This window comes from Photobacterium atrarenae, assembly GCF_024380015.1.
GTDB classification, from domain to species: domain Bacteria; phylum Pseudomonadota; class Gammaproteobacteria; order Enterobacterales; family Vibrionaceae; genus Photobacterium; species Photobacterium atrarenae.
Map to the genome: position 1 here is coordinate 2097423 of NZ_CP101508.1, position 12652 is coordinate 2110074.

Consider the following 12652-nt stretch of genomic DNA (forward strand, 5'->3'; position numbering starts at 1 on the left):
AGCACAAATTGCTGCTCCCTTTGGCCTTGGTACCGGGCAACGCCCTGCCGGCCAGTTTTTTCGTTAACCGGCCTGCAGCACAGGATTGGCCCGAGCGACCTGCAGCAATACCTGGACCGGATGCTTCATCCGGATGTGCTCGAACCGCTTGACCTGGCTACGGCACGAATAACCGGTGGCCATACAGCGCTCGCTATCCAGCTGCTCCAGATTGGGCTGCCAACTCAGATCATAGATCCCACGGGACATCGCCAACTTATCTTTTTCATGACCGAAGGTGCCTGCCATGCCACAGCACCCGACCGAAACCGGCATCAGGTTGGCGCCAAAACCGGCGAAAATCTGCGCCCACTCTTTTTCCACATTCGGCATTTTGGTTTTCTCGGTGCAGTGGGCAAACAGGTACCAACGATCATCCTCACGCATCGGCTGAGCCGGCAGTGACGGCAATAAGGGCAGCAACCACTCATGGGCCGTCATCACCTGAAAATCGCCCCGGGTTTCACCCAGCACTTCCAGATACTCGTCGCGATAGCATAGCACCAACGCCGGATCGACCCCCACCAGCGGGATCCCGAGCCGGGCCAGCTGGTTGAGAAAGTCCGCCGTGTTGCGGGCGGTTTTGGCAAACTGGCGCAGGAAGCCCTTCACATGCTGCGCCTTGCCGTTTGGTTTGAACGGTACCAGCAGCGGCTTCTTACCCAGCTTTTCAGCCAGCAGAACAAAGTCCCGCACCACTTCGGCATCGTAATAGCTGGTGAATGGATCCTGGACGATCAATACATAGTCTTCACGCTCACGCGCGGACAGCGCCTGCAGCCAGGGCAAGTCGAACCGGGTCGCATGGTGTCCGTCAAGCCCTTCCAGCAGGGTCGGGACCGACAGCGGTGGCATATCGACATAACCAATGGTGTTCTCAGTCAGCTTTTTCGACCACGACGGGCGCATCAGGGCATTAAAGGTCGCCGGCGCCTTCGCCATCAGCGGCAGGTAATTTTCGACATACGCGACCAGGTAGTCCTTGGCCGGACGCTGATAACGGCTGTAATAGAGGTTCATAAAGCGCGAGCGGAAACTCGGGACATCCACTTTGATCGGACACTGGCTGGCACAGGCCTTACAGGCCAGACAGCCGTTCATCGCGTCCATCACTTCATGGGAGAAATCATACGTCCGCTTACCGGCACCAAAGGTATTTCTGAACCGATCGATAATTTGCTTCACCGACGGCGTGCGGCTCATCAGCTGCTCTTCGAGCTTGACCGGATCGATCCCCTGCTCGGTCAGCAGTCGCAGCCACTCCCGGACCAGCCCGGCCCGTCCTTTCGGCGAGTGGCGGCGATCCGCGGTAATTTTCATTGACGGACACATCGGCGAGCTGGTGTCATAGTTAAAACACAACCCGTTACCGTTACACTCCATGGCGCGGTTAAAGCTATCGCGCACCTTGACCGGGATCTGGCGATCAAAGGTGCCGCGTTTCACGCCATCGACTTTCACCAGCTCAGCATCGCTCTCCAGCGGGGTACAGATTTTGCCCGGGTTCATCCGGTTGTCCGGGTCGAACGCCGCTTTGATCCGCCGCAACTCGGTAAACAGCTCATCGCCGAAGAATTCCGGCCCGTATTCGGAGCGGAATCCTTTGCCGTGCTCACCCCACATCAGGCCACCGTATTTGGCCACCAGCGCCACCACCTGATCGGAGATCTCCTTCATCAGGCGCTCCTGCGCCGGATCACACATGTCCAGCGCCGGACGCACATGCAGCACGCCCGCATCGACGTGGCCGAACATCCCATAATCGAGCTGCTTCTCATCCAGCAGCTGGCGGAACTCGGCAATAAAGTCGGCAAGATTTTCCGGGGGGACACAGGTATCTTCGGCAAACGGCACCGGCTTTTTACTGCCTTTGGCCGCGCCCAGCAGGCCAACCGCTTTTTTACGCATGGCGTAAATTTTCTGGATCCCCGCCAGATCATCACAGACCTGATAGCCAATCACCCCACTCTCGCCGCGGGCCATCAGCGCATCAAGCCGCACACACAGCGCCTCGACCTGACGGCGGTTCTCCTCCGGATCATTACTGGCATACTCGATCATGTTGATCCCGAGCAGGGTTTTCCCCGGCACATCAGCCAGCAAGTCGCTGACGGTATGCCAGACAATATCCTGCTTGGCGAGATTCAGGACCCGCGAATCCACCGTCTCTACCGACAGCGCCTCGGCTTCGACCATCATCGGCGCATGACGCAGTGCCGAATCAAAACTGTCGTACTTGATGTTGACCAGGGTTCGGGATTTCGGAATCGGGGTAATATTGAGTTTCGCTTCAGCGATAAACGCCAATGAACCTTCAGCCCCGCACAGCAGGCGCGCAATGTCAAACTGCGACATCGCCTCGTCATAACCGTGCTTCAGGTCATACCCGGTCAGAAACCGGTTCAGCGGTGGGAACTTATCGAGAATTTGCTGACGCTTGTCACGGCACACCTGCGCCGACACCTGAAGCGCTTTGGCGGCAAAATCATCGCCCCGACTTTGCGCTGCCAGCGCTTGCTCAGTCAAAGGCGCGGTGTCGAGTACAGACCCATCCACCAGCACCGCTTTGAGCGCCAGCACATGATCTGAGGTTTTGCCGTATTTGAGTGACCCCTGACCGGACGCATCAGTGTTGATCATTCCGCCGATGGTGGCCCGGTTACTGGTTGACAGATCCGGCGAGAAAAAGAAACCGTGGGGACGCAGTGCATCATTGAGCTGATCTTTGATCACCCCAGTCTGCACCCGGACCCAGCCTTCTTGCGGATTCACTTCCAGGATCTGGTTCATGTGGCGGGACAAATCAACCACAATCCCCGGGGTCAGCGACTGGCCATTGGTGCCGGTGCCGCCGCCCCGGGCGGAAAACGTAATGCTCCGGAACTCAGTCTGCTGACCGACCTGACCAATCCGAACCAAATCTTCGGTCGATCGCGGCAACACCACCGCCTGCGGCAGTTGCTGATAGACACTGTTATCGGTCGCCACCGCCAGACGGCTGGCATAGGTCTGCTCAATATCGCCGGTGAACCCGGCTTGTTCTAAAGCATCAAGATAAGACAGTACGACATCGTCGATACTATTCTGATGGGTTAATACAGGTAACATTGCTCTCCTTGTCCAGTATCACTGCCGTTCCCTCCGGCTACTGGCCTCTCTTATAGAAATCGTTTGCCCTCACTTTACCGCACTCCGAATATGAAACAAAGCGTGACAGAGCGCACGGTGAAAATTCATCCGCGCTCTGCCGGAATTTCTTGCTGACGGCCAATAATCACCGAGGAAGCGCCAACCAGCCACATCATGCCCAGTGCACAACCAACCGCCCGGATCACCAACACCATCAGGCTCACCGAACTCATATTGGCGAGTGACTCAGTACCCACCCCAATCAGTACCAGCCCTAACGGCACGAAAACAAATAAACGCGCCCGGGTTACCGTGCTCAGCAAAAGTCTCCCACCCGGCAGCTGATCGATCACCAACACCAGTCCGACCGAGGCAGCAAACAGGTACGTGTGATCCGGCATGTGCGTGATCCCGGCCGTCAGTCCGAAACACAGCGCCATCATCAACCAGAAGCCCCGGTTAGCGATGATCTGAGGCAAAGGGTAACGCTGCGCCGAATGCCATGCCATACACAGCGCAATCAGGATCAGGCCCAGCAAGATACTGACTACAATATCACTGATAAAGTGCACGCCATACCACACCCGGGCCAGCGCTTGCCCGCCAATCAATAGCGGCAGTAAGCACAAGGTAACCCCTTGCAGCCAAGGGGAAACCCGGCGGCTCAACCAGTACCAGCCCATCCCCCACAGCACGGTAGCGATTAAGGTATGGCCGCTGGGTAAGCCAAAACCGTAAGCGTTGACTTTCTGGAGTTGCGGAATAATGTCGGAAGGTCGTGGTGAAGCAAGTCCCAGCTTGATCAGGGAGCTGGTTAACAGAGTCAGCACCAGAATGACAAACAGTTGCAGCATGGCACGCGGCCCGAACCCAACCGTGACTGCCACCAGCAGCAAGGCGACGACTTCGGCTTCACCCGGCAAATTCAAAACCCACATCAACCCTTCAAACGCCTGTGCATTCAGCGGCGAAAACGAATCAGTCCAGCGTTGGAGCCGCTTAATCCATTCCAGCTCCAGTTGGTGATACGAATGAACCCGGTTGCTGAGTTCGGCATAAACTTCAATCTCACTCTCGGGCGTCTGATTCAGCCATTGTGACAAACTTTCAATATCATCCGGGTAACGGTATTGATGAGCCATCACCGTTTGTGGATCAACCAGATAAACGCGGCTGACTTCTTTGGCATAATGCTTGGAGAACCAGGAGGCGACAATGGGATAACCGGTATAATCACGAAAGGAAGAGACGAGGATCGGCGTTTTCGCCACGCAACTGTGAATGCTGGCCCGGCCCCGGTAGGTGATTCGTTCCCCGACCTCAACCTCGATGCCGGTTTCCTCGAATACCTCCCGGGCTGCCGCCTGAGCAGGCGTCTCTCCCGGATCAATGTAGCCGCCTGGCAGTGAGATTTTCCGGGTGATGACTTCAGATAACATCACCAATTGATTATCATGACGGATCACGCAAACCGCGCCAATCAATTCAGCGGGTTGCTGCTCCGAAGTCTGTGACGATGCATACACCTGGGAGGCAAGTGCTATGCCGGCAACCATGAAGATAAGCACACGACGAGATAAATACGTTAACCAGGCAAGCACCACAAACTGATCCCCCAAATATTTCCGTTCATCATATCAGCTCACTGGATAATGTCCTATGCTATACCAGCTTTTAATAAGTATAACAATGAGATATCCGGGCTCAATCTATGGCGGGGTACCCCATGGAGCCTGTTGAACTTGCGCCTGATTATTACCTGCACAACTTCCACCAACTGCTCGACACCGTTGAGCAGTGCTACCAGGATCTGCTCAGTGAAACTGAGTTACAGTGGATCGCAACATTTCGGGATTTACCCGCCGATGGACAAATGCTGTACGTCCGACTGCTGTCACGAAAGGGGGAATATTTCCGGCTGGACAAACTCAGTTATCCGGAAATCGGCGATCTGACAATTGCCGCAACGCATCTGGCCGAGCAGGGCCTGATTGAGCGGAACCAATCCGAGTGGCCCGCCGAGCAATTGGCACTTCTGTTTACCAAACCGGAACTGCTACGCCTGTTTCCGGCGCTGACACCCTTCAAGCAAGGCCGCAAGCCGCAACTGTTGGCAGCGCTGGCGGCACACGCGCCCAGCCCGAATGATTTCCGAGAGGACATCATTCGCATCTGCCACCAGCAGCACCTCAGTACCTTTCTACTGTTGTTTTTCGGCAACCGACACCAGGATCTCAGCCAGTTTGTCCTGACCGATCTGGGCCTGCATCAGTTTGAATCCTACCCGATTGATCGTGACAGCCGGTTATTCAGCGAACGTGAGCAAATCGAGCAATGGCTGACTCTGACCGATCTTAGCGATCAATACTGGCAGGCAAAAGAGCGCAAAGATCTTGATCAGATCCAGGCGCTTGCGCCGCAACTGCCGGCCGCCTTCACCTGGCCGCCGCTGGAGCGCAAACGACAGAAGCTGATCAATCTGATCGCCCGCGACCTGGAGCGGGTCGAGCAGGTTGAAGCCGCGCTGGCCCTGTTCCGCCAGAGCCAGCTGCCCCCCTCGCGAGAGCGCCAGGCACGGCTCCTGGACAAGTTCGGCGAGCCACACAACGCATTGCTTCTGGTACAACAGATGCGGCAATCGCCTCACAATGAAGAAGAAGCGGATGTGGCATCACGGTTAGAGAAGAAACTCTGCCGCCAACTCAACCAACCATACTCCCCCGTCACCGCGCCTGTTATCGCGGAAAACCACCTTCAGTTACCACAGCATGGGCTGCGGGTTGAGCTCGCCGTTGCCGAGTACTATTCGGCGCAAGGCTGGCAGGTGTTCTTTAGCGAAAATAGTTTGCTGTGCGGCCTGTTTGGCCTGGCTTTCTGGGACATCATCTTCGCCCCAATCCCCGGTGCTTTTCTCAACCCGTATCAGCGCGGCCCCCGGGATATGTTTCAACCCGACTTTACCCAACAACGCCAGGCACAAATCAAACGGCGGCTGGCAGATATCGCGCAAGGTCGCTGGCAGCACTGGCACAGCGTCTACGAGAAAAAGCACGGCCTGAGTAATGACTGGGTGAACTGGTCTCTGCTCTCACCCGAGCTCCTGACCCTCAGTACCTCCAGCTTTCCCGGCCCGCTCCTGGCCCGGCTGTTTGAGCGGATCCTGTTTGATCCCCGGTATAACCGCTCCGGCCTGCCGGATCTGATCTTATTCAAATCAGGAGGTTATCGCTGGGTCGAAGTCAAAGGACCGGGCGATAAACTGCAACACAACCAGATCCGCTGGCTCAGAGCCTTTGCCGAACTGGCTATACCGGTCAGCGTTGACTACGTCAGCTGGCATCATGACGCCGATGAATAGGGTTTGCCTTCACAATTTCCCGGCCAGGCCGTCTCATTACAAAGTATGAAATCCAGAACAAAAAAGTCCCAAAAAAGCGGTATTTTTCAATCGCGCGGCTTGAGCAAATCAAAGAGGAAGGTCTAAGATTTAATCAATAAAATACGCAATTGTACCAGACTTATCGGGACACAGAATCGAGCTGTCGAGGTCCAGCCAGTCAGATTGATATTGCGATCTGCAAGCCACCGGCGCAGCCTCGTATAGACATTTGAAGGCAGTTCAAGTCCAACCTCCGATTCAGTCGCAGTGGTAAGTGGTATTTGGACATGAAAAACACAAAAACGATCAACAAAATCCGCTACGGTCATAAATCCGGGTCGATCACCGCCTTCATCAACCCGGACGACATTTATGAACTGGATCCCTTCGTCTTGTGGGATCATTTCGAAGCCAAAGAAGTCGTCCACTCAACCGGCCTGGATTATCACGGTCATTCCGGTGTAGACGCTGTCAGTTACCCTGTCACGGGAAAGCTCAGGCACCATGACTCCGCCGGGAGCCATGTCACCCTCAACAGCGGTGACATTCATGTCATGACCACCGGGCACGGTATCATCCACAAAGATACGATGACCCCACAGGATGGCCGGGTCGAATCCTTCAGTTTGTGGACCGCCCTGCCGGCAGGTCCATCCGAAATGGCCGAAGCGTCGAGCCGGAATATAGCTTCCCACAACATTCCGTTGGTTGAAGAAACCGACTCCACCACCAAAGTACTCATCGGCTGCTATAAGGATGCAATCAGCCCGGTGACCTACAGTATCCCAGTCACCTATCTGGATATTATGATCACCCCGTACGGCTGCTGGCAATTTGTTCCCGATGCCAAGCAGACAACCGGATTTATCTACGTCCGCTCCGGCGAGATCTATATCAGTGGCAACCAACTCCTGCCGCACCAGATGGGCACGCTCTACCCTTCCGCCCTGCCGCTGGAGATCAAAACCGGCCGACTCGGCGCCCGCTTCTTTGTCACCCTGGGTGAGCCCCTGCACCAGCACTTTGTCTCCTCCGGCAGCTCAGTGCACTCGTCAACAGCGAATCTGGCATCCGGCAGCCAGCATATTGCCGAGCTGCTCGCGGCGCGCAAAACCAAGCACTGACTATCCGGCAGTGGATGAAACACACGGCAAGCGGGCAATCTCAGTTCGACAGTGAGGCGGTATGTGCAAGTTCAGGCAGTATTGCAACATATTCATGGTACGTCCCGACCGCCCGCTCCGTCGCAACCCCGGACGAGGCGGCATCCTCAGTACCCTGCTGCTGCTCATCGGACTCTCCCCGCCCGTGCTCCATGCCCAGAGCGCCGGCCACGTTCCGCCACCGACCGTTGCCAGTGAAGCGCGGATCAAGGCGCTTTATATCTATTACTTTACCAACTTCGTCCGCTGGCCCAATCAGCAGCATCCGAGCCGGTTTTGCACCTTGGGCAACGATAAGGTCACCGTCACCCTCCACCTGTTAATTGAGCGCAAGAATCAACCGAACAAACAGTACGACATTCAGGCCCTCAATAATCTGGAGACACTCTCAGCCCAGTGTGACATTGTCTATATCACCGCTGACCGCCTCACTTATCTGTCCAGCGTACCGAGAATCAAAGGAATTCTCACCGTCAGCGACAGCGACGTTTTTCTGCATAAAGGCGGCATGATTGAGCTCCGAGCGTTCCAGCACCGGATCAAACCAGCCATCGCCCTGGATCACGTCAATCACAGCGGGCTGACAATCAGCGCACACTTACTCCGAATCGCGCTGCTGCCAGCGGATGTCGAATCAGGAGGTGCCGGTGAGTAAGTTGATGCGCCGACTGTCATTAAGCCAACGGCTCTCTCTGCCGGTGATGAGTGTCATCATCCTGGTGTTTCTCTGTTTTCAGTTCATTACCTATCAGAATTACCTCAAGATTGAGCAGCAGAACCTGCTGACCCGCACCCGCCTTCTGGCCAGCGGTGTCGGCATGAACCTCACCGCTGCTGTGCTGTTTAATGATCCCATCGTCGGCAACGAGGTTCTGTCAGCCTTCAAGGCCGATCCGCTTGTGGCCTGGGTCCGGCTCGAACGCCCGGACCACACCGTGTTTGCCCGCTATGAAAACCCGGCGGTGACTTTCATCCCGCCAAGTCCTGAGCAGCAGCATCAGGTTGTCAGCCAGGGCCACTACTTCAGCGACGACCTGCTTTATCTGATTGTGCCCGTCACCCTGGAGAACGAACCGATCGCACATATGCATATTGCCGTTTCACTGGAAACCCTGAAGGAAATGCGACTCACACACTTTCAGGTCAGCTTCACATTACTGCTGGTGATATTCGCGATCAGTGCCTATGTGGTCAATCGGATCCAGTACTGGGTGATCCAGCCGATCACCCAGCTCAACCAAGCGATGACCAGCATCATCAAGAACGAAAAACCCGCGCCGATCCACCCGCATACCTATGATGAATTAGGTGAGCTGGTTAAATGCTTTAACAGCATGCAAGCTCAGCTCAATGAGCGAAATGCCAAAATCCGCGCAACCCTGCGTCAGCTCAGTGATGAAAAAGCCTTTGCTGACGATATTATCGGAACGGTGCAACATGCGCTGATTGTGGTGAACGGCCAGCAGCAGATCATCCTGGCCAATGAAGCCTGCCGCGACGTCCTGGAACTCAAGCCGCTCAATCTTACCGGCATGCGGATTGAAGAGGCCATGCACCCGGAAACGCCGGACACCTTCCAAGCACAGCTCCAGGCTGCCCTGAGCGGGCAACGCCAGTTCGATCATACCGTGGTGATCGGCGCCAATCCGAATGGGGAAACCCGGTATTACCAAATCACCAGCCGCCCGCTGCACCAGCAATTGCAAACCCTGTTTGCGATTGAAAATGTGACCGAACGACAGCAAGCTGAAAGGCAGCAAAAAATGGCCGCCAAGGTCTTTGACAGCAGCCAGGATGCGATCATGATCCTGAGCGGTGGCGGCAAGGTGCAGATGGTGAACCCGGCATTCACGCAATATTTAGGCTATGAGGCGCAGGAGGTCATCGGCCGCCATTTCCATCGCTTCATCGATGTCGCCACCTTTGGCCGGATGGAACAACTGATCTTGCGCGAGCTTGAGCGAACCGGCCACTGGCAGGGAGAGATCAACCAGCGTTGTAAAAGTGGCTCTTACATTCCGCTGCTGGTGCGGATCACAAACATCAAAGACAGCCATGAACTACAGACCGTGCTCATTGCCTCGGATTTACGGTCGATGAAAGAAATGAAACGACTGGAGCATCTGGCCTCCCATGATCCGCTGACCAACCTGGCCAACCGCAGTAAATTATGTGAAGAGATCGGTCACCTGCTCAGCACTCAGCAACAGTCCCAGCAGCTGTTTGCCGTCCTGTTCATCGACCTGGATGATTTTAAGCAAATCAATGACAGTTATGGGCACAACGCCGGGGATCTGGTGTTAAAAATTATTGCCGAACGTCTCAATCGGACCGTCCGCCGCAGTGATCTGGTGGCCCGTCTGGCCGGCGATGAATTTGTCACGATCATTTATCCGATCAGCCAGCAAGCCGATGTCGTCCAGACCAGTGAGCGTATCCTGCGGCGGATCAAAGAGCCGATCAAACTTGAGCAGGGCGAACAAGTCGGGATGAGCGCCAGCATCGGCTGCTACTATGTCCACCCGGAACAAGGGCTGGCAGTGGAAGATATTTTACGGCGGGCCGATAAAGCCATGTATGGGGCTAAACTGTCCGGCAAAGGACAGATCATTGAGTTCAACACCTACCATCCAAGCCAGCCCTGAGCATTCGGGTGACGTTCAGCCCGGGTCCCCCACCGACCATACTCGACGCTATTTAGCGATGCGCGCACTGAAAGGTCCCTTTCGAGCTAAACCACACCGCCTGAGATTTCTTGCGACCAATCAGCAACGGGCCATCGTCGAAAAACAAAAAGTTTTTCCAGTTGCGTTTGAACACGCCCCATTGGGTCTCAATCACATTGTATTTTTCATAGCAGAAAAATACCGTGGTGTTATCTTCCCAATCGATAAACTCAGCAATTGCCGCCGGTAGTTCCGGCTCGTCACCGTCCCAGGCGGCTTGCCAGTCCTGCTGCTCTGACCAAATCGATTCATCATGCGGCCAGTCACCTTTGCCGAAGTGATCAGCATCCGGGCTCTGACTACTGATATGTTCGCGCCACAGCTGGGCGGAGCGTGCCTGCGTCAACGGCTTGATTTGGGGTAAATCATCTGCCGACACCGGCATCGAGGCGTGGGTGAAAATCCACTTGCGGGGATAGCTGTCTAACTCTAAGTAGTTCATGCTGAGACCTAACAATACAATGCCCGGGCAATGTACCTCAGTCGTCTGGATTGTTCCAGTTTTGCAGGGAATGTAGCTGAAAATGACGACATCCTGAATCGGTATTGCAGCATAAGAGGTCGAGACAGGAGCCAGCTGAGCGCACAGGTATTCCTGCGGGAACCGGCTCCGAGCAGACTTGTGACTTACTTTTTCGCGCCCCAGAGGTTACTGACCCAGCCGCCGATACTTGCATCATAATGACAACCGCTAAAGTGCTGTTCAATCGACGGTGCTTGCTGATGTCGCTCTTGCAACAATTGAGAGATGTGGCAGGCCATGGGATCCCCGTTTTCCAGCAACCGCTGTCGTGTTGCAACTTCTTTTATCACCCGCAGACGATATGCTGAATTCATTTTTTTCATCATGCCTCACCTCTCTGTCAGTTAAACCCAGATAAAAATAGGAGCGAGTCGGCATACCGTCAAATTTTCGCCATTAAATATTCATATTGCCCCGCAAAGCCTCTTCAATAAAACCCTAATATTTTCATTGCATTAGGATTTACCATCGCGGTTGTTGCAACAACAAGAATGCAAATATCTCGCTAAGTTGTTCATAGTTCGGAATTTATTTTGCAAAAAAAGATTCATCATTCTGTCGGATACGCCACTGACGTACCGGGCTGAGCTATCCGATTTTTGCGCAATCAGGCACCGACTGCTAACGTTTAATGATGATCGTTGCCGTGGAGGTTAGGTGAAATTACAGTTAGCTGTACTGTTCCTGCTGGGGATGGGAACGTGTTTTTTTACCGCGTCAGTGCTGGCACTGCCGGCTCAGCAATATCATCAATGTACCAAGTCACTGACCTATGACTTGTTTCTGAGCAACCACAGAATCGGCCATTACCAACGCACGCTTCGCTGGCAAGGCGAGCAGGTTCAGATCCGCTCCTACAGCACGATTGATATCAAAGTGTCCAAAAGCCAGTTGCGGCAAAACAGCCGGGTCTTCTGGTCGGCGCAAGAAAACGCCTTCTTGACCCATTCGTTTGATCGCCATATTTCCGGTTTGATGGCCGGCCAGACCTCGGCCACCTTCAGCAAGGATGGGCGCAGCACCGCGCTGCGACATGACGGCGAAAACCTGACTTTTACCAGTCAGGACATTCCCATCCGTGACGGCGACGCAATCGGTAGCCAGATCCGGCTGAACCTGATCAAGGGAAAAACAGCATTTGATTTCAAGCTGCAAGATACCGATGACGTTGACCGGTATTACTTTGAAGTAAAAAGTCAGGAAGTGATCAATTCCAATTTTGGCCGGGTTAATACCTTTCGGGTTGAACAGATCCGTAAGCCCGATCGTGAGTTGGTAATGTGGTTTGCGCCGGAGGTGGACTATCAACTGGTGAAAGCCACCTACAAGCGCAGGTTGCTCAACCTCAAGGCGATGCTGTTGCGCCGGGATATCCAATGCCCGAGAGAAACCGCCGCAGTACCGTAAGCATCGCCCTAAGCTGAACACCTGCCGGCAGGTTTACTTCATCCGCACTTTACCCCCGATGATCTTAAACGCCGGGGTTCCGCGAACCAGAGTATCTCGGGCAAACACCGCCTCGCATTGCGGGCAGACACATGGCAGGGTGGTAAAGTCGCGGCTGATCCTCTCTTTGAAGCATTTCACTAATGCTCCTTTCCCGCCTTTGCGGTACTTAAACAACATTGCCTGGCAGCCCGCACAATAAATATCGACGGTTTTAGTCGGCCCTTTCTTATTCGGTTTTGCCATC

At 54.7% G+C, this 12652-nt stretch carries 10 protein-coding genes; 5 read left to right on the forward strand and 5 right to left on the reverse strand.

What is annotated here, in order from left to right:
- Positions 1-63: 63 nt before the first annotated feature.
- Positions 64-3147 carry a D-2-hydroxyglutarate dehydrogenase YdiJ gene (gene ydiJ, locus NNL38_RS09915; RefSeq protein ID WP_255387886.1) on the reverse strand — a complete coding sequence of 1028 codons (3084 nt, stop codon included), beginning with the start codon at positions 3145-3147 and terminating at the stop codon, positions 64-66.
- Positions 3148-3272: 125 nt separating this feature from the next.
- Positions 3273-4787, reverse strand: a complete 1515-nt coding sequence (locus NNL38_RS09920) for a bifunctional NUDIX hydrolase/phosphatase PAP2 family protein (protein ID WP_255387887.1) — start codon at positions 4785-4787, stop codon at positions 3273-3275.
- 107 nt (positions 4788-4894) lie between these two features.
- Here NNL38_RS09920 and NNL38_RS09925 point away from each other — a divergent pair, with 107 nt between their 5' ends.
- The 4 genes from NNL38_RS09925 (at position 4895) to NNL38_RS09940 (ending at position 10355) form a co-directional block, all read left to right on the forward strand.
- Entirely contained in the window at positions 4895-6526 is a 1632-nt protein-coding gene (locus NNL38_RS09925) for a VRR-NUC domain-containing protein (RefSeq protein ID WP_255387888.1), read from the forward strand.
- Positions 6527-6834: 308 nt separating this feature from the next.
- Positions 6835-7671 (forward strand): pirin family protein, encoded by an 837-nt coding sequence (locus NNL38_RS09930; RefSeq protein WP_255387889.1) that lies wholly within the window; start codon positions 6835-6837, stop codon positions 7669-7671.
- A gap of 94 nt (positions 7672-7765) precedes the next feature.
- Positions 7766-8365, forward strand: coding sequence for a YfiR family protein (locus tag NNL38_RS09935; RefSeq protein ID WP_255387890.1), 600 nt, complete (start codon positions 7766-7768; stop codon positions 8363-8365).
- Positions 8358-10355, forward strand: coding sequence for a diguanylate cyclase domain-containing protein (locus tag NNL38_RS09940; protein WP_255387891.1), 1998 nt, complete (start codon positions 8358-8360; stop codon positions 10353-10355). The genes NNL38_RS09935 and NNL38_RS09940 overlap by 8 nt, the downstream gene beginning before the upstream one ends.
- 52 nt (positions 10356-10407) lie before the next feature.
- On the opposite strand, the gene NNL38_RS09945 is transcribed toward NNL38_RS09940, so the two are convergent.
- Both NNL38_RS09945 and NNL38_RS09950 read right to left on the reverse strand, forming a co-directional pair.
- The gene (locus tag NNL38_RS09945) at positions 10408-10878 is read right to left on the reverse strand and encodes a DUF2947 domain-containing protein (protein WP_255387892.1); all 471 of its coding nucleotides are present in this window, start codon (positions 10876-10878) and stop codon (positions 10408-10410) included.
- A gap of 185 nt (positions 10879-11063) precedes the next feature.
- Complete coding sequence (locus NNL38_RS09950) at positions 11064-11285, reverse strand: hypothetical protein (protein WP_369414517.1); 222 nt, start codon at positions 11283-11285, stop codon at positions 11064-11066.
- 331 nt (positions 11286-11616) lie between these two features.
- Between NNL38_RS09950 and NNL38_RS09955 the strand changes: the two genes are divergently transcribed.
- Complete coding sequence (locus NNL38_RS09955; protein WP_255387893.1) at positions 11617-12366, forward strand: DUF3108 domain-containing protein; 750 nt, start codon at positions 11617-11619, stop codon at positions 12364-12366.
- A gap of 33 nt (positions 12367-12399) precedes the next feature.
- Here the strand turns inward: NNL38_RS09955 and NNL38_RS09960 are convergent, their stop codons facing one another.
- Positions 12400-12651, reverse strand: a complete 252-nt coding sequence (locus NNL38_RS09960) for a hypothetical protein (protein WP_255387894.1) — start codon at positions 12649-12651, stop codon at positions 12400-12402.
- Between the last annotated feature and the right edge of the window lies 1 nt (position 12652).